General features: G+C 42.8%; 14 protein-coding genes. 4 read left to right on the top strand and 10 right to left on the bottom strand.

What is annotated here, in order from left to right; all coding sequences use genetic code 11:
• Positions 1 to 105: 105 nt before the first annotated feature.
• From CSQ79_RS03540 to CSQ79_RS03515, 6 genes are all read right to left on the bottom strand, one after another.
• Complete coding sequence (locus CSQ79_RS03540; RefSeq protein WP_099699832.1) at positions 106 to 2511, bottom strand: BamA/TamA family outer membrane protein; 2406 nt, start codon at positions 2509 to 2511, stop codon at positions 106 to 108.
• 107 nt (positions 2512 to 2618) lie between these two features.
• The gene (gene purC, locus CSQ79_RS03535; protein WP_099699831.1) at positions 2619 to 3386 is read right to left on the bottom strand and encodes a phosphoribosylaminoimidazolesuccinocarboxamide synthase; all 768 of its coding nucleotides are present in this window, start codon (positions 3384 to 3386) and stop codon (positions 2619 to 2621) included.
• A gap of 185 nt (positions 3387 to 3571) precedes the next feature.
• A complete protein-coding gene (locus CSQ79_RS03530; RefSeq protein ID WP_099699830.1) occupies positions 3572 to 6970 on the bottom strand; it encodes an EAL domain-containing protein in 3399 nt (1132 codons plus the stop codon).
• 821 nt (positions 6971 to 7791) lie between these two features.
• The gene (locus tag CSQ79_RS03525; RefSeq protein WP_099699829.1) at positions 7792 to 8298 is read right to left on the bottom strand and encodes a hypothetical protein; all 507 of its coding nucleotides are present in this window, start codon (positions 8296 to 8298) and stop codon (positions 7792 to 7794) included.
• Positions 8299 to 8589: 291 nt separating this feature from the next.
• Positions 8590 to 10761, bottom strand: a complete 2172-nt coding sequence (locus CSQ79_RS03520; RefSeq protein WP_099700278.1) for a pentapeptide repeat-containing protein — start codon at positions 10759 to 10761, stop codon at positions 8590 to 8592.
• 58 nt (positions 10762 to 10819) lie between these two features.
• Positions 10820 to 11161, bottom strand: a complete 342-nt coding sequence (locus CSQ79_RS03515) for a hypothetical protein (protein ID WP_099699828.1) — start codon at positions 11159 to 11161, stop codon at positions 10820 to 10822.
• 306 nt (positions 11162 to 11467) lie between these two features.
• Here CSQ79_RS03515 and CSQ79_RS03510 point away from each other — a divergent pair, with 306 nt between their 5' ends.
• Positions 11468 to 11899 (top strand): hypothetical protein, encoded by a 432-nt coding sequence (locus tag CSQ79_RS03510; RefSeq protein WP_099699827.1) that lies wholly within the window; start codon positions 11468 to 11470, stop codon positions 11897 to 11899.
• 41 nt (positions 11900 to 11940) lie between these two features.
• Here CSQ79_RS03510 and CSQ79_RS03505 read toward each other — a convergent pair whose 3' ends face one another.
• From CSQ79_RS03505 to petB, 3 genes are all read right to left on the bottom strand, one after another.
• The gene (locus CSQ79_RS03505; protein WP_099699826.1) at positions 11941 to 12315 is read right to left on the bottom strand and encodes a hypothetical protein; all 375 of its coding nucleotides are present in this window, start codon (positions 12313 to 12315) and stop codon (positions 11941 to 11943) included.
• Between the two features lie 150 nt (positions 12316 to 12465).
• Complete coding sequence (gene petD / locus CSQ79_RS03500; RefSeq protein ID WP_099699825.1) at positions 12466 to 12948, bottom strand: cytochrome b6-f complex subunit IV; 483 nt, start codon at positions 12946 to 12948, stop codon at positions 12466 to 12468.
• A gap of 102 nt (positions 12949 to 13050) precedes the next feature.
• Positions 13051 to 13719 (bottom strand): cytochrome b6, encoded by a 669-nt coding sequence (petB, locus tag CSQ79_RS03495; RefSeq protein ID WP_099699824.1) that lies wholly within the window; start codon positions 13717 to 13719, stop codon positions 13051 to 13053.
• Between the two features lie 257 nt (positions 13720 to 13976).
• Between petB and ctpA the strand changes: the two genes are divergently transcribed.
• The gene (ctpA, locus tag CSQ79_RS03490; protein WP_099699823.1) at positions 13977 to 15224 is read left to right on the top strand and encodes a carboxyl-terminal processing protease CtpA; all 1248 of its coding nucleotides are present in this window, start codon (positions 13977 to 13979) and stop codon (positions 15222 to 15224) included.
• A 120-nt stretch (positions 15225 to 15344) separates the two neighbouring features.
• Here ctpA and CSQ79_RS03485 read toward each other — a convergent pair whose 3' ends face one another.
• On the bottom strand, positions 15345 to 16070 hold the full coding sequence (locus CSQ79_RS03485; RefSeq protein ID WP_143755417.1) for an MBL fold metallo-hydrolase: 726 nt from the start codon (positions 16068 to 16070) through the stop codon (positions 15345 to 15347).
• A 218-nt stretch (positions 16071 to 16288) separates the two neighbouring features.
• Here CSQ79_RS03485 and CSQ79_RS03480 point away from each other — a divergent pair, with 218 nt between their 5' ends.
• Together CSQ79_RS03480 and trmFO are read left to right on the top strand one after the other, a co-directional pair.
• Complete coding sequence (locus tag CSQ79_RS03480; protein ID WP_099699822.1) at positions 16289 to 17770, top strand: site-2 protease family protein; 1482 nt, start codon at positions 16289 to 16291, stop codon at positions 17768 to 17770.
• A gap of 91 nt (positions 17771 to 17861) precedes the next feature.
• Positions 17862 to 19232, top strand: a complete 1371-nt coding sequence (gene trmFO / locus CSQ79_RS03475) for an FADH(2)-oxidizing methylenetetrahydrofolate--tRNA-(uracil(54)-C(5))-methyltransferase TrmFO (protein ID WP_099699821.1) — start codon at positions 17862 to 17864, stop codon at positions 19230 to 19232.
• Positions 19233 to 19234 lie beyond the last annotated feature (2 nt).

Raw genomic sequence — 19234 nt, 5'->3', positions numbered from 1 at the left:
ATTCATTATCCTTCCCTTGTGTTCTTATCTTTTCCTACCCTCGCCCCTCACTCCGGACTTCGTCCCGCTAAACGCTTCGTGAATGCTAACACTCCTCACCCCTAGTTAGAAGCGTTCTCCAATGCCAAAGTGGAGACGATTGTCACCTTCGCTATTGATCCCATAATCAATTCGCAGTGGTCCTAACGGAGACTGGACGCGCAAACCAACACCATAACCAAAACCACTACCAGGTTTATCGAGTTGTCCGGCGGGGTTTCCAGGTACATTTTCTCCTGTGCCTAAATCAGTTGCAACGTCCAAAAATAACGCGCCTCCTACTACTGAAAAGATCGGAAAACGATACTCTGCTGTGGCTTGCAAGAAACTGCGACCACTTCCCAAATCACCTTCATTAAAGCCTCGCACAGAGCTAACACCTCCCAAAGAAAAAGCTTCATAAGGCGGTAGATCGCCAAGGACAGTTCCCGCTTGCACGTTAAATGCTAGGGTTTCTGCTCCTTCAGCAAAGTTAGTAAAGTCTACTGGCAAGTATTGACTATAGCTCCCTCGCAGTCGATTGAGAAAGATGTTTCCTGAACCCAGAGGAACAGATTGCTCAACACCAAGTCGCAGTAGTGAACCATTCGTCGGTCGCAGTGCATTATCGCGGCGATCGCGGACTAATCCAAGTTGTAATGTCAATAAATCATCAATTCCTGTACCAGAGAAGCTGAGATCAGTTGGTTCGCCATCTGCTCCTACTTGTCCTTGTGGTCTTAAGTCACCATCTGAATCGCGAATCGAAATTCTTTGATATTCCAAACCTGCTGATGCTGTCCACTCGGATCTTGCTAGCGGATTTTGTGACAAAGGACGTGTAAACGTTACGCCACCACCGAGGCGTAATACTCGCGGGCGATCGCCTAACAATTCGCCTGCGTTATTGAGCACTTCAAACTGCTCGTCACTGCTATCAAAAATCAAGGAAATCGAACGGCGCCGGAAGGCGTTGACAGTATAGGAGGTACGGAAGGGATCTCCAGCAATCCAAGGATCGGTAAAGCGGACATCAAACAAGACTTCCCGTTGTCCTACTTGTAGTTCTGCTCCGACTTTTTGGTTGTTGCCACCCAAGTTTTGTTCTTGGTAGCTTAATGTACCGAATAATCCACTAGCCGAACTAATACCTGCACCAGCGGCAACCGAACCGCTATTACGTTCATCGACATTGACAACAACAACAACTTGTCGCGGATCTTGACCAGGGTTTAAGGAAACATTGACATCTTCAAACAAACCCAAACCGAAGACACGCTGCAAATCTTGTTGAACTACTGTGCGATTAAAGACTTGTCCAGGTTGTAGTGCTAGTTCGCGGGTAATGATGAAATCGCGCGTACGCCCTTGAATTGGTCGTCCTTCATCATCTGTCGCCTCGCCTTCACTAATAAAGCGGACTTGAATATCTTCAACAACACCTTCTGCGACTTCTAAAGCCACGACTCCATCAGCGGAAACTTGCGGCGCTGCCACAACTTGTGCTAAGACAAAACCGTTCTTTTGATACCATTGGTTTAACTGCTGAATTCCTTCTTGTAGCTGTCGCAAGTTCAAAATTCTGCCATACTGCGGCTGAAAAATGTTATTAACGACTTCAGCAGGTAATACTGAGGGGACATTGATACCTGGGTTTGCTTGTACTTGAACCGAGCGCAGAACTGGGTTAGGTTGCACAATAAATGTGACACGAACTCCTAATGGCGTGTCTGTCGGTTCGGCACGGACGTTCGAGAAGAAACCTGTGGCAAAGATAGCATTAATATCTTCTTGCAACTGCGTGCGTGTTGTTGTCCTGCCTGGAACTGTACGAATTGCTTGATAAACTTGATTTTCTAGTTGAGGATCTAATGCTCCTGTTTCTGCACCGACGACAACTTCAGAAACAAGAACTTGGGGTGCTGTATCTGGAGTTGCTTGTGGTTCTTCCGGTTGTGGAGTAAGTGGTGGGGCTACCTCTGGTTGCACACCTTCAGGAAGTGGTGCTGGTTGGGGAACGGTTTCGGGAACTGGAACACTTTCTTCGCCTGGTGGTGTATCTAGCGGTGCTTCTGGAGTAATTGGCACTTGCAGTTGACTAGGTGTTTCGTCTTGTGGTGCTCCTCCTGCACCTGGAGGCGGAGTCACTGGGACAGGTTGTTGTGGTGGAGTTGCGGGAACTCCTTCAATATTTGGTGACGGAAATACCGGCGATGGTTGTGGCTGTGGTGCAGGACTGGGTATTTGATTTGTTTGATTCGGTACCGGTGTTTGCCCTAGTAGCAATTTTGCCGAATCATGTCTTTGTAATGGTCCAGGCTTTGTTTCGACGACAACGTCTGTGACTGGAACTTTTGTATCTCGTGCCATTTGCGGTAGCTGGGATACTGATTTAACTTCAGAGGAGTCTACAGTTTGTCCTGTTGCTGGAACTGTTAAGCTTAACGGAGCAGCGATCGCTACTGTTGCTGCCCAAAAAGGGGATATGCGCATTTTCTTCAACCTATTCAGCACTTCCACACACCATGTCTATTTTTAGAGTTTTGAGTTTTGAGTTTTGAGTCTTGAATTGAAAAACTTCTTAACTCAACACTCTCGACTCATAACCCTCCCTTCTCCTGACCTCTGACCTCTGACCTCTGACCCCTCCTTTGAATCCGTTCTAAAACTTGCTGGTAAGCATTTTCTACATTTCCTAAGTCGCGGCGGAAGCGGTCTTTATCCATGACGCGGTTGTTAGGATCGGTTTCTGAGGAGTTCCAAAGACGGCAGGTATCAGGGCTAATTTCGTCAGCTAATCGGATTGTGCCTTGGGTGTCCAAGCCAAACTCTAGCTTGAAGTCTACCAAGGTTATGTTACAACTTTGAAAAAACTCTGAGAGATGATGATTAATTTCCAATGCTTGCTGCTGTAGTTGGTCTAGCTGTTCGGGAGTTGCTAGTTCCATCAGTAACAAGCGATCGCGGGTTAACAACGGATCTCCCAATTGATCATTTTTATAATAAAACTCCACTAATGGCTGTTTGAGAACGGTGCCCAAGGGCAATCCTGTTTGTTGACAGAGACTACCAGCAGCAATGTTCCTGACAACAACTTCTAAAGGCAAAATTTGAACTCGCATCACCCGCATTTGATTCGGTGCAGGACAATCAATAAAATGAGTGCGAATGCCACGCTCTTCTAGATACTGAAATAGTAATTGAGAGATTTTGCAGTTAATTTCGCCTTTCCCAACAATTCTGCCACGCTTTTGAGCATTAAAAGCTGTAGCATCATCTTTAAAATGTGCCAGTAAAATTTCTGGCTCATCAGTGATGTAAATGATTTTCGCTTTGCCTTCGTAGAGCAAATTTTTTCCGACAGACATTAGCAATTATAGGGCTACCAGCAAGCCTAAACGGGCTTCATTATTGTATCGCTCTAGGTAGATAACAGCTGCAAGGAGTTATGAACTAAGAAGTGAGTGGCGAATGAGAGTGTGGGAGCGTAGGAGTGTGGGAGAGACGAAAATGCTATTTTTCCCTCTTACCCTACTACCCGCATACTTTCTTTCTACACCCCCATACATTCTAATTTGGCAGCAATTAAAGCTTCGGTTGCTTGACTATCGAGTGGACGTGAAAATAAGTAGCCTTGCCCAAATTGACACTTAAGTTCTTGCAGCAAATATGCTTGTTCAGATGTTTCTACGCCCTCTGCAATTACGTCAATGCCTAAGTTCTCTGCTAATGCTATTACTGTGTTGACAATTTTGCTTTTTTCCCAGTCAACATGAAAGTCTTTAATGAAGGATTTATCAATCTTTAAGGTGTCAACGGCAAAACGGTGTAGATAGCTTAGCGAAGAATACCCAGTGCCAAAATCATCAATCGATAAACCAATGCCCAACGCTTGCAATTCCTTCAGCATATTTGCAACTAAATCAGCATTTTCTACAAGCGTACTTTCGGTAATTTCTAACTTCAAATAGCGTCCGTTAAGTCCTGTTTCTTGCAAAACTTGCTTGACTTGCATTACCAAATCAAGTTGACGAAATTGTTTAGGCGATATATTTACACTAATTTTTAAATCAGCTGCTGATGTAAATTTTTGCTGCCATTCATACATTTGGCGGCAAGCTTCACGCAATACCCAGGCGCCAATCTGAGTAATTAAGCCAGTTTCTTCCGCCACTGGGATAAACTCTACTGGAGAAATAAATCCTCGTTCTGGGTGCTGAAGACGGATTAGTGCTTCAAAACCAACTAACTCTCTTGTTTTTAAGTTAACAATCGGTTGATAATGTAGTCGGAATTCTTGACGTTCTATTGCTCGTCGGAGATACGTTTCCATTTGCAAAAGTGCCATCGCTTGAGCGTGCATACTCGCATCAAAAACGGCATACCGTGCTTTACCCAATCCTTTGGCACGGTACATTGTCGTATCAGCATCTCGCAATAAATCTTCAGGTTTTTCGTAACCTGTCGTGCTAAAAGCAATTCCAATACTTGCCGAAGTGAAAACTTCGTATCCTTCGAGGTTGAAGGGCAGAGATAACGCGTTTTGAATGCGTTCGGCGATTAAAGTTGCATCTTCTACTTTGCGAACATTTTCTAATAGAATTGTAAATTCATCTCCACCAAGACGCGCCACAATATCTTCAGGGCGCACGCACATTTCTAAACGACGAGCGATCGCAATTAGTAGGCGATCGCCAATCATGTGACCTAGACTATCGTTAACAACTTTAAATCGATCGAGATCTAAAAATAATACTGCGAAAGAATAGTCTTCTTGCTGCCTTGCTCGTCTAATGCTTTGATCTAGTTGTTCAGTAAATCGCACTCGGTTAGGCAATCCTGTCAGAGCATCGTGAAATACTTGATGTAGTAATTCTGCTTCTGTCACTTTATTTGCAGTAATATCAGCCTGCGAACCTGCGAGGCGATAAGGTTTGCTATCGCGATTTCGTACTGCTAAGCCGCGACTGAGCATCCAGCGATAAACACCGTCTTTGTGTAAAATTCGATATTCTTGTTCTAAATGCGGTGTTTGTGCTTGCAAGTGAGATGCGATCGTTGCTTTCAATCGATCCACATCTTGTGGATGTACCAAGTTAAACCAATCTTCTACTGTGTTACCAATTTCTTTTTCTTGATAACCCAACATCGATTTCCAACGTGGAGAGAAATACACTGTATTTGTATTTAAATCCCAATCCCACAATCCATCATTAGTACCACGCGTAGCCAGCGCGTACCGTTCTTCACTTTCACGCAAAGCTTCTTGAATTTCTCGGCGTTGTTCTTCAACTCCAATTGCTGCTGCAATAATCCCAATAATTTTTTTATCCGCCTCAGATAAAGTTAAATTGTACTGATATGCACACAACGCACCAACAATCGTTTCCTTACATTTGATACCTTGACACACATGAGTTTTATTTCCATGAGTTAGAATCTTCAAATTTGTTTTGGCAGGATGTGTATTTTGTAAATTGTGACTGACACTACTATCTTCATAGCATTGCTGAACTAACTGATAAAAAACACTTTCTTGAGTATCTACCTCAAGCTTATTTTCTGAAATGATTTGCCATTGTCCCACCAAACAAACTTTTGCCTTTTCTAGCCGATAATAACTAGCGCTTGCTGCACCTAAAAGTTCACCACAAAGCGCAGTTAGTCGATTAATATTTGCTGTTGGGTCTGTACTAAAACTTAAAAAACATTCGTTAATCTTCGCGAGTCTTTCTTGACTCTGCTTACGCTCTGTTATATCTTGTGCTACACAAACTATTCCTTGAAGTTTACCTTGCTGATTGTACATGGCTGTAGCTGAAAAAGATATGGGTTTTCGTCTTTCTGTATTTGTCAACCAGTACGTTGCAAAAATTTCTATTTTACCTTTGCTTAAAATTTCTTGAACACTCAGTTCATCAAGCGTTTCCTCCAAAGGAAATAAACTCTTTATTGGTTTTCCAACTACCTCATCTAGGCAAACTTCTAAAATTTTAGCTGTAGCTGGATTAATTCTAAGAATAACTAAGTTTGTATCTAAAACAATCAGAGCATCAGCCATACATTCAATAATGCTGTCTACATAGGATTTGGATACCATTGTGGTGTCCAAATCATCTAGCATTTGATTAAAAGCAGTAGCTAGAACCCCGATTTCATCTTTATTTTTAATTTGTACTCTTGTAGAAGTTTCTCCTTCGCTAACTCTATTTGCTGCTTTAGTAAGTTTAATTAGAGGTTTAGCAATTGAACGAGAAATAAAGAAACCTAAGCCAATTGCAGAAGAAAAAGCTAATCCAGTAGAGAAGAGTATAAGGATATTAGCCTGATTGATCGCTCCTTGAACTTGTTGAACTTCAGTTAAGAGTTCTCCTCTAGCATCATGATTATATTCAACAATTAAAGGAACTAATTCTGTTTCAAAATGTGGCTCTAGTTCTTGTTTAAAAAAAACACTAGCTATATCAACATTTTGACTGAGTAAATTAAATAAATGAAAAATATTTTTTTTATGTGTTAAAAAAACAGACTCAATTTCTTCTAAGTCTTCTATTTCTTTCTCTTCTTTTAAACGCTTTTGTATGTCTGTTGCAGCCAGTTCAATTCCTTTTGTAGTTGCTTGCTTGCTTAAATCTATATAATTACTAACCGTTGTTAAATCTTGCAAGACTGTTTTTTTGTATTTAAGTATTCTAATTTGAGTTTCTTCTGTATTCTCTGTGTGGTAATTAATTTTATGTTTTTCTTCTAATAAGTCCCGCAATTTTGCTTGTGTCTGTTGTAATGTTAGTGATACCTCATTTGAGTTAATAAACTCTTCTATCGAACTTTTTGTTACTTGGTTAATGCTATATCTAACTCTTAGATTATTTAATAAAGAAATACTACTAGTAACTCCCAATAAGAAAGAAGTACCTAAAAAAGCACAAATTAATTTTTGCTTGAGTTTCATGCGAGTTTTAAATTAGCAATATTTCTGTATTAAGTAGTTATTAACTACTTAATTTAATAAAAGTTAAAATAAGCAAGTGGCAAGTCAATACGAAGAAAAGACTTAATTTTTAAAGTTTTGAATTAACTACATACAATCTAGGAGATTGCATCAGGATGCATTTATTGTTAGAGTTTTGAGTTTACTTCGTTTATAATTCGTAACTTTCAATTTTCATAATGAGCGTTATAAGTAGATTAATGACACCATATATAATAATTATTTCTTGTGAACTGCAAGTTCAACGATAAAAATACTGAATTTCCAATTTTTTATTAAACCTAAATTTAGACATTTGTGGTGAAATACTAGCTGAACTGTTGCAGATACAGCTAAGTAAGTGGGTGAAAATAAGCGTAACTTAAGGGCTGTTAGCGGTCAATAGTCAATGGTCAGTAGAGCAATAATTAACCATTGACTATGAACTAGCACAAAATGTGTGATAAATCATTACGCTCCGTTACTTAGAGCATTGTGATTTAACTTAACACTCTGAGAGGTCACGGGTAGGTATCAGAAAGCTATGTGGAATTGAAGTTTCAAATTTACAAATATTAACCGATTAAAGTCATAATGGCTTTAGAATGCTTAGGTCATATGAGTAGTTTCCTAAAGCTATAACAATCCTATCTGAAGAGATTTTCACTAATGTTTTAAAACTATTATGGTGTCTACTATGTTAAAAAGATTTACTGCTCCTAACCTCAGAAGCAGTACTAAACTATTCAGTTAGTGAGAGAAATTAAATTAGAAGAGTTTTCTATAGGGACAAGTATAGCAAATTACCTAAACCTCAATCCTACACCGCCTTGAATCGATATAGCATTACCACCGCCATTGCGGAAAGCATCGAAGGCAATAACAGCATTACCGAAGATGACAGTATTACTATTAGGAATAACGTAGTCAATTCCTGGCTGTAGTGCAAAACTGACTTGATCTCCTACTGGAGAAGGTGTGTTACCGTTAGCAAAAACAATTCCAGCCCCAATATAAGCATCTGTTTGCCAAGTTAATGGCACATCGTAAGAAACAGTAGGAACAACTGCTGTATTCTCGCCAATAAAAGCTTGTGTCCGTAGAGAAAAAGGTGCTTCTAAGATTTTGTATCGTACCGCAATGGTAGCGCCTAGCTGGCGACCATCTCCAGCGGCATCTCGACTTAGTCCCACAGTTGGACCAACACCAATATAACTGCCATAAGCAGCTTGTGCCGATGCTGGTTGAGTTAAACTGCTACTCAGTGCGATCGCAGCAATTCCCATAAAAAAATAATTTAGACGTTGCATTTTCAACCACTCCTCACATCAATAGGGGTCACAGATCAGGGGAGTCGTGAAGTGTTGAGTTATGAGTTAAGAAAGTTATGAGTGTTGAGTGTTGAGTGTTGAGTTTAAGAAAGTCAAAAGAATTGTTTGATTCAAAATTCAAAACTAATCACTCTTTCACTAACCACTAGTCACTAATCACTTCTAATTCAAAACTTATCACTAATCACTCGCCCCTCGCCCCAGACTTCGTCCCGCTGGGCTTCGCCTCGCTGGGCTAACGCTAAGGCTAACACTCCTTCACCCCTCTTTCTAGGGACAACGAGGATGACGACCACCTTGAGTACAAATATACGCTAATTGTTTGGCATCTAAGTTCCGAGCATCGGCAAAGTCAACCCCCTCAACAATGGCAGAAAGCGTTGCTTCGGGAGGTGCTTGAATAAATTGCTCTTGAGATGGTGACTTAAAGAAGATAGCGCCTTGCATATCAGTTTGAATCAATTGTGCACCACGCAAATCAGCTTGCCTTAAATCCGCATTTCGCAAGTTTGTGTTTTGTAACTGTGCGTTCCGAAAATTAACACCACTTAGTCGCGAATCACTCAAGTCGGCGTTTTTCAGGTTAGCATGACTGAAATCAGCACCTGATAAATCAGCACCTCGCCAGTCAGACGCTGTGACATTAGTGTATTGCATCTGTGTGCCTAAAGCATTCGCACGACTTAATCTTGCCGCTTGGAGATTTGCACGAGATAGGTCAGTTGCTGCTAAATCACTACCTGTCAAACTAGCGTTTTCTAAGATGACATCCCGCAGATTAGCTCCGACAATTTGCGTACTACTAAGATTAGCACCAAACAAGTTCGCGCCTGCAAGATTGGCGCGGTTAAGAATAGCATGGGTGAGATTCACGCGATGCATTAAGATGCGGCTAAGATCAGCTTCTGTCAAGTTTGCAGCTTTTAGTTGCGCGTCACTCAAGTCAGCAATGCGATCGTCAGTCGTATTCCAGCGCCGATCTTCACCTGCAGAACGCCACTGAGTACCGCGAAAACTTCCTTGGTTAAGATTGGCACCACGCAGTTGAATTCCTGCTAAATTGACATTATCAAGAAAGAGCGAGAAAGGCAAAGCTGAATCAGTTAAATTTTCGCCGAGAACAGTGCGGCTCAAGTCAACGCGGTTTAGATTACCACTGTAAATGATGAGTAGATTAGCGATCGCTCTTTGAGTTGCTTCTAGGCGTTGTTGATGCAATGTAAGTTCTTCTGGTTTGCTGCTATAGCGTACATAGTCTAAGGCATTAGCTAATGACTGATTAGAACGTCGCAGATGCGGTATGACCTTGAGTCCAGTGCTAGCAATTGTTTGTTGAATCGTATCAAGAATTAAAGGATCAGTTTCTTGCCCTAAAAGATCGACGAGCATTTGTAGGGCTTGCGGATCGTCGAGCGTGCCGAGGGCTGTAATTGCTTTACGGCGCTCTTGTATGGTAGTAGGTGCGTTATGACTTAACTTTTGGACTAATGCTAAAAACTGCTGACTATTTTGCTGTCTTAGCTGACGCTGGTTTGCTTGGGTTTGAATATAAACTTGAGTACCAACTAAAGTACCGAGTACAGCCGCCATGCTGCTGAGGGTGACAAATAGCAGCGCTACACCAGGATTTCTCCGCATCCAACGCCACCAATAAGGTTTTTGGGGTGATTTACGGGTACGGGGTGGAACAACCGTCACCATTGCTGCAGAAGGCATCAAAGGGCGTGATGCGTAAGGTGTGTACTGAGGAATTAATGGACTTGTTGCGGGGCGTAAATTGCCAAGCAGTGCCGCATAGCTACGATTGGCGTCAACAACATATGTACCTGCCAATCGATCGTGCCAACAGCGACGGTAACGATTAAATCGAGCACTAATGCCTTCTCCTAATACTGTGATTAGCGAGAATCCTACTAACATTCCTAACGAAGGAACAGCACCGCTGAAATGCCACAAGACATAAGCAACTAGTAGTGGCGCCCAAGCACCAACAGCTTCCCTAAGTAGAGCACGTCGCATTCCTGGAGGATTTCCAGCCGCAGTCACAACCCGTACGCCAAACCAGCGTTTAGGAAGAGTGCTGCCTGTTTTAGCAAGAAGATATAATTGCCAACTACTGAGGACAATTGGGGCAACTAATGCACCTGTCCACAGCCAATTTGTGAATGGGGCAATTTGTTGAGTGCGGCGATCAGCAGGAAGCGCTAATGTTGTTGCGATCGCTTCTTGTGCAGTTGCTAATACTGAATTGATTGGTTGCGTTCCTTCAGTCTGCGATTGAGTATAAACTCCCAACCCAAAAGGAACTACAGCACTGGTAATAATTAAAGATACTTCGACAGTCCAAGCCGCAAAGCGCCTCGTCACTAAGGGCAAAGATTTAGATTCTTGCCCGACACGGCGATCGCGATTGACACTTCTCCTCACAGTTGAGTTCGCCATCACACCTTCCCTTTTGATATTTTGTTCAACACCGCAGCGATCGCACACACAAATCTAATCAGCTTTTATCCGAGGTACGAGCCAACACAAACCGATACCCAAAGTACATTAGCACTGCCAAAAATGCCAAACTGATTGCAGCAGCAACAATTCTGAGTACTACGCGTAAAATAGCAAGTCCAACTACGAATGCTACAGCAACGACAATCAGTTTTCCTACATTTGATAAGCCTTTGAACCAATTGACAAATCGATACAGCACTGTAGGCACAGAAGATTGATCGGTTGGCGTTACAGGCTGTTGAGGTTGAGCAACAACAGGAGGTGAGGTAGGAGTGGTTATTTCTGCCTCTAATTGTTGCAGTCGTTGTTCTAATTCTTGATCGGGTTGAGAGTTCATTTTAATTCAGGCTGCACTTTGGCATGATGTTAAACGAAAGATCGGGCTTCGGCAAACAATTCTGTTTTAGCGACATCTTAGCGAAACTTAGGCTTTTACATACAACAATTACTGCGTAAAAGCAAACTAATTTCACACAAAAAATTCTGTTGTTATTTTGGCTACTTGAGAAAGTGGCATAAAGAGTCTGATAAACTTTTTTTGCCCTTCTAGAATGAAGTAACAAAAGGAACTAGGGTAAATACCCAATCGTCCTCAAAAGTAAAGCAAGACACATTGCGGGGAAACAATCGGAGCAAACTTAAGATGAAAACGCGCATAAATTGGTTGGTTGTTTCCACAGTGCTAGCCACAAATTTAATTGCTACTGCTGCACTGGCAAATGCACCTGTAGTGCAAATCGCACCTAATTTTCAGCCAGACCCAATTGTTGTGCAAGGGACTTCTGGAGGAGCCAAAAATAGCAACTGCGGTAACATCGCTGGGGCACCAAATCAAGTTATCCAGGTAACAAAACCACTACCGTACTTACAACTACAGGTCAAAAGCGCAGGACAACCTACCTTATTAATCGAAGGACCAGGAGGACGTTTCTGCGTACTAGCAGATCGCTTTTCCGGCGGTAGCGCTCAAATTTCAGGCTTTTGGCAGCCTGGTAGATACTCGCTGTACATCGGTGAAAGATCCCAAGGAAGACATCCTTACACGTTATCTATCTCTCAAAAGAAATCTCAGTAACCAACAAGCGCGATCGCACTTTACGGAAGTGCTAATACGTTTCACTCTTCAATACGTTGACCTTCAACTTCAACTGCTTGTACTTCTATAGTTCCAGGAGGTGTCAAGCGTTGAAAATGACCCTGTTCAATTTTTAGTGGTTCGCCACAGTTAGGACACTGTAACTCAGTTTTATTTAACCCTGTAAATTCGTAACGACAAACAGGACACTTATCTTGCACTAAGTTACGTTGTAGCCACCAACGAAAACCAAAAAAAGCAACAACTGGTGCAAGTAACAGCAGCCCAAATAAAATTAAAAAAGAGTTCACTAGCCAGCCTAAGCCCACTGCTCCTAACAGCCAAACAACTGCAAATATAGCAAGCCAACGGGCTAAGTTACCTAAAGTAAATTGTAGTGATGAGTTTAATCGCATTTTTTTATCCGGCTCTGTTTCTAGGATAGCTAGTTCTTGCAGATGGTCAACTTAACTACCTAGAATAAATAACGCCTGTAAATGTTTCTACTACAGTACCTCAGCACTTGAGGAGAAACCTACAGGCGTTGAATTGAGTGCTCGGCTAGTTTAGAACAAACCTAGTGTAAAAGATTTATCAATAGGGAATGCAGCACCAATACCGAGCCAAAGCGTAACCAAAGTACCAATCATAAATACAGTGGTTGCAACTGGACGACGGAAGGGATTTTGAAATTTGTTTACGTTCTCAATAAACGGTACTAGAATCAAGCCCAATGGTACGGCAGCCATTGCGAGTACACCTAGTAGTTTATTAGGAACAGAGCGGAGAATTTGAAATACAGGATATAAGTACCACTCAGGTAGAATTTCTAGCGGTGTCGCAAAGGGGTTCGCTGGTTCTCCTGTCATGACTGGATCTAAAACAGCAAGCGCCACGATGCAAGCACCAGTCCCCAAGATAACAACAGGGAAGATGTACAGTAAATCATTAGGCCAAGCAGGTTCGCCATAGTAGTTATGACCCATGCCCTTGGCTAGTTTTTCGCGTAACTTTGGATCGCTCAGATCCGGTTTTTTCAATGTTCCCATTGTCTAAAGTGCTCTCCTTTATCGGTGAGTCAAATAACTTATTTTAGATTTTGTACTTAGGCTGCGGCAAACAAAATGCTTACCGCTAGCATAGCGCTGTGATTACAACGGACCAGAGATCCCTTGCTTACGAATCATGATAAAGTGCAGCAGCATGAAGACAGCAGTCAGCCACGGCAACACAAATGTGTGGGCGCTGTAGTAACGAGTCAAGGTAGCTTGACCAACACTCGAACCACCACGTAGCATGTCAGAAATTAGGGTTCCGACGACTGGAATCGCTTCTGGTACACCGCTGACAATCTTCACCGCCCAGTATCCAATTTGATCCCAAGGCAAGGAGTAGCCAGTGACACCGAATGAAACAGTTAACACAGCAAGAACGACACCTGTTACCCAGGTGAGTTCTCGAGGCTTTTTGAATCCACCAGTAAGGTAAACGCGGAAGATATGCAGAATCATGATCAGAACCATCATACTGGCAGACCAGCGGTGTACTGAGCGGATCAGCCAGCCGAAGCTGACATCATTCATGATTGCCTGCACGGAAGTGTAAGCTTCCGCAACTGTTGGCTTGTAATAAAATGTCATTGCAAATCCAGTCGCAAACTGGATCAGAAAGCAAGTGAGCGTCATCCCACCGAAGCAGTAGAAGATATTCACGTGGGGAGGGACGTACTTGCTTGTAACGTCTTCAGCAAGTGCCTCAATTTCTAGACGTTCTTCAAACCAATTAAAAAGTTTCGAGTCGGTTACCTGCTTAGAAAACATGAAGCAAGAGTTCCTAAAAATAGATTGCGGTTGATAAAACTCTCTGTCTTAAATCAAGACCAGGAGAGGCTGTGTCATGATTTGGCAATTACTGGAAATCCAGTTTGTTGTCAAATAAGGGCAACTGAAACCAGTTGCAGGCGCTTTGTACTTTCCCTAATGGAGGTCAGCAGATAGATTTGACTGCACTCGTACTATAAAAAAAGTAACATAATCGAGAGAAGGATTTCATAATTCGGGGCGGCAACCAAGGTTAGATAGGCGTAATGGATAAAAAAGTGTTTCAGATTGGGCTACTCGCAATTTTGCCAATTTTGCTGGCTGTAACTTGTTGGGTTCAACCAGCAGCAGCATTAACTGAGGAACAGAAGCTAGTCTCTGAAGCTTGGCGAATGGTCAATCGCGTATATCTGGATGACACTTTTAATCATCAAAACTGGTCAATGCTGCGGCTGAAGACATTGAAGCAGCCTTTAAAAGATCGGGAAGCAGCGTACGAAGCAATCCAAAAAATGTTAGCAACCTTGGACGATCCGTTCACGCGATTTTTGAAACCAGAGCAGTACCGTAGTCTCCAAGTCAATACCTCAGGTGAATTGACAGGAGTCGGATTGCAAATTGCACTTGAGCCAAAAACAGGACAGTTAGAAGTTGTCGCACCGATCGCCGGTTCTCCAGCAGAAAAAGCGGGAATTCGACCACACGATCGCATCCTCGCCATTGATGGTGTTTCGACGACTGAACTGACGCTTGACGAATCTGCAGCACGGATGCGCGGTCCAGCAGGTAGTAAAGTTTCTCTGGTACTTCAGCACCCACCAACTGAGGAAAGTACCGAAATTCAACTTGTGCGATCGCGCATTGAATTAAATCCTGTTGTCGCAGAGTTACGAAATGTTACAGACGATCTTCAAATTGGTTATCTTCGCTTAACACAATTTAATGCAAATGCCACAATGGAGCTTGCTCATGCGATCGCCAATCTCGAAAAACAAGGTGCAAATGCTTATATTCTTGATTTGCGTAACAATCCAGGAGGTTTATTGCAAGCAGGCATTGAGATTGCGCGTTTGTGGTTAGATGAAGGTACAATCGTTTATACCGTTAATCGTCAAGGTATTCAAGGTAGTTTTGAAGCTTTCGGTTCAGCAATTACAACAGATCCACTCGTCGTTTTAGTCAATCAAGGAACAGCGAGTGCAAGTGAAATTTTAGCAGGCGCACTACAAGATAACGGACGTGCCCAAATTATTGGCGAAACAACTTTCGGTAAAGGCTTAATTCAGTCGCTGTTTAATTTATCAGATGGTTCAGGTTTAGCAGTGACAGTCGCTAAGTACGAAACTCCACAGCATCGCGATATCAACAAGCTCGGTATTACGCCTGATTTAGTAGTACCACAAGACCCGATTACGCGCGAAAAGATAGCAACCGCAGCAGATCAGCAATATTTAGCTGCAGTAGAACAGTTTGCAACACATTCAGTCTTAGCAGGTAAGTCTTGAACTAGGGGTGAGGGGTGAGTTTTGAATCCTCAAGAGTTTTTTTTGGAAAGCGAAGAAAAGTGCTGGAGGCATTTATTAAAGGAATTTTCTTAACTTAACACTTCACGACTCATAACTCTTTTAAAGTGGGGCTTGAGACTGCACCAATGTTGATAAATCTAAAGCTGCCAATCGCTGGTAGGCTTGTGCAATGACTTTCTGACCGCGGAGAAAACCAGTATTAGCACCAGGGCAAATATATTGGAGTGTGTCTGGAGTAAAACGCTGTAAGATTTTTTCTATGCTACTTATTTGACGTCGCCAGTGAAAAGTTTTTGCGGTGCGTAGTGGCATTGGTTCGCCTTGCTGATTCGGGAGCAGATGGCGTCCAGAGAACAACACGCCACCGTGACCACTGTAGTAAAGACAAGCAGAGCCAGGAGAGTGTCCTGGTGTCCAGATAGCTTGAGTATTAAGGCTAAGAGTTATCTCATCCTGAAAAGAAGTGAGTGAAACTCCAGGAAGTAAATAAGCTTCCTGCTCTTGAACTACAACTTGACAGTTCAAAGTTTTTTGAAGTTCTTTTGTTCTGCCAATTGCGCCTCGGTGTGTGAGAAACAGCCACCTCACGCCTGAAAGAGATTGCAAAAATTGTTGAATATCTTCATTCCAAGGAGGACAATCTATCAGGATATTCGCATCGTTTTCTACAATGAGATAAGCGGTTCCTCCTAAAGTGTCCCGATTAGGTGGGAAAACAAAAACATCCTTCCAAATCTCCTGTGGTGGTTTGGAAACGCGACTCGATTGCTTCGGCAATGAGTTTTGGGCGCTATTATGGGCAAGCTGTTCGGGATTTTGATTCACTGGGCAGCGCTCGTGGGTGACAATGTGTTAGAGATCTCGGCGTTTAGGGAAAAAGGTGTGTAGGTCTACTTGAGTAAGGAGCGAGGGAGTAGGAGCGAGGAGCGAGGGAAGAATAAATAATTTATCTGTGCTCTAAAACTCGTTTCTAGCCTCTCAATTCTTGATAGCTAAAGCAATTCTGACAAGTTGGACCACTTTTTAAATTAACTAAAATCAGCATGAACTTTTGGCTTCTCCTCCTCCTGGGAATTTTTACATACTTGATTGTGCAGCGTAGCGTCAAGAGGATTACACGCACACCAGTATGGATTTTGTGGCTGGTTCTCATGACACCAGCATTCATCTGGAGTGCTTGGGTGGCAAGTGTTGGTCCAGATCAGCCGCTACCGTTAATATTAGTTATTGGACCTTTTATCGTTTGCCCGATTTTGTACTGGCTGCTCATCCAGTGGGGTCGCAGAGACTCAAATCCTTCTTCCTCAACGTCGTTAAATGAATCTCCCCCACAGAGCAAACCTACAGTTATAGAAACTGAACCAGCAGCACCACTGCGACCGATTGACCAAAACGAAGAAACGCAGCTGCGTAATTGCTTTCCTTGGTCGATATATTACATTCATAATATCGAGTATCGACCTCAAGCAGTTATTTGCTATGGACAGTTACGAACGACACCTGCTGCTGCTTATCAACGAATTCGGGAAAATATTCAAGCTCAATTTGGCGATCGCTTTCAGGTTGTCTTACAAGAAGGTCTAAACGGTAAACCATTTTTTGCCTTAGTCCCAAATCCCCAAGCACGAGCAAGTCGCGCTCAACAAAAATTAACTCGACCTGTTCTAGCACTAGGACTTGTATTAGCAACTCTGGTGACAACGACTATCGTTGGCGTGCAAATTGCTGGTGCTGATATCACAACAATTAGCTCAGATCCTAGCGTTTTGTGGCAAGGATTGCCGTATTCACTGGCGTTGATGACTATTTTGGCTATTCACGAACTGGGACACTATAGTGCAGCACGCTACTACAAAATTCGTGCAACACTACCGTATTTTATTCCTGTGCCATTTTTCTTGGGAACCTTTGGAGCGTTTATTCAAATGCGTAGTCCAGTTCCTAACCGTAAAGCATTGTTTGATGTGAGTATTGCTGGTCCCATTGCTGGATTTATCGCGACAATTCCTTTTTTATTATGGGGTTTAGCTAATTCTACAATCGTGCCGCTACCAGAACAATCCAATTTATTAGACCCAAACGCACTTAACCCAAATTATTCGCTGTTGCTCGCAATTCTCAGTAAATTCATGCTAGGTGCTGAACTTACAGCTAATACAGCTATCAACCTTCATCCTGTAGCGTTTGCTGGGTTTTTGGGATTAGTGGTGACAGCATTAAATCTTATGCCAGTCGGACAACTTGATGGCGGACACATCGTTCACGCTATGTTTGGACAACGCAAAGCAATCGTTGTTAGTCAAATTGCGAGATTCTTGGTATTAGCACTTGCTTTACTACAACCTGGATTTTTACTGTGGGCAATCATTTTGTTCTTTATGCCGATTTATGACGAACCGGCATTAAATGATGTCACAGAACTTGATAATCTGCGTGACTTCTTGGGTTTGTTAGCTTTGGCTATCTTAGTTGTGATTATCTTACCAGTGCCTAATGCGATCGCGCAGTTGTTGCAAATTGGTTAGATACGGTAATAGGTAACGGGTAATGGGTAATGGGAAAGAAGATTACCTGCTTTACCATGCTGATTTGTGAAGAAAATTGGAGGAGGGATTGATGCAAGAACCTATTCACGTTATTGGCGGAGGACTTGCAGGTACAGAAGCCGCTTGGCAAATTGCTGCTTTGGGAGTGCCTGTAATTTTACATGAAATGCGCCCGACAAGGTTTAGTCCAGCACATCACTCACAAGAGCTAGCTGAGTTGGTTTGTAGTAATTCGTTTGGGGCGCAAGCAAGCGATCGCGCGGCTGGTTTATTACACGAAGAACTCCGCCGTTTGGGTTCGGTTGTAATCTCGAAAGCTGACGAACACGCGGTTCCTGCGGGTGGCGCATTAGCGGTGGATAGAGGGCGCTTTAGCCACGATTTAACGGAAACTTTGGCAAATCACCCATTGATTGAATTACGGCGTCAAGAAGTACCAGAAATTCCGCGATCGGGTATTGTTGTCCTCGCAACTGGTCCTTTGACGAGTCCTGCTTTAGCCGAAGAGTTGCGGCGCGTCACAGGGATGGAATATCTTAGCTTTTTTGATGCTGCTAGCCCAATTGTAGTTGGTGAATCAATTAATCGCGATATTGCGTTTCTGGCTTCGCGTTACGACAAAGGCGATGCGGCGTATCTTAATTGTCCGATGAATCGCGAACAGTATCTTCAGTTTTGGCAAGAACTATGTACAGCGGAACAAACTGAACTGAAAGACTTTGAACGCGAAACTGCGAAGTTTTTTGAAGCGTGTTTACCTATTGAGGAATTAGCGCGGCGTGGCGAAGATACGATGCGTTATGGTCCTCTTAAACCTGTCGGATTATTTGACGCACGTTTGGGAGACTTCCGTGAACCAGAAAATCAATCGAAGCGTCCTTATGCTGTGGTGCAGTTGCGTCAAGAAGATAAGGCAGGTAAGCTGTGGAACATGGTGGGATTTCAGACAAATCTCCGTTGGGGCGAACAAAAACGAATATTTCAGCTAATTCCTGGTTTAGAAAATGCAGAATTTGTGCGGCTGGGTGTGATGCACCGCAATACTTTTATCAACGCCCCAGAGTTACTATTACCAACTTTGCAGTTTAAACACCGTGCGACTTTACTTGCTGCGGGACAGTTAATTGGTACAGAGGGTTACACCGCTGCTGCTGCTGGTGGTTGGTTAGCAGGAACAAATGCGGCGCGGCTAGTGTTGGGGAAAGAAGCCTTAAGTTTGCCACCGACAACGATGATGGGGGCGCTGTTTGAGTTTATTAGTTCTGCTTCACCAAAGCATTTTCAACCGATGCCTCCTAATTTTGGCATTTTGCCAGATTTAGCAGAGAGGATTAAAAATAAGCAACAAAGGTATGGAATGTATCGCGATCGCGCTTTAAATGACCTAAATTGCTGGCAGGTAGAGAATATACTACACAACACAGCTCAAGTTGCTGTTTAAAT

It is taken from the genome of Gloeocapsopsis sp. IPPAS B-1203, from assembly GCF_002749975.1.
GTDB lineage: Bacteria > Cyanobacteriota > Cyanobacteriia > Cyanobacteriales > Chroococcidiopsidaceae > Gloeocapsopsis.
This window is presented reverse-complemented; position numbering and strand designations above follow the sequence as displayed.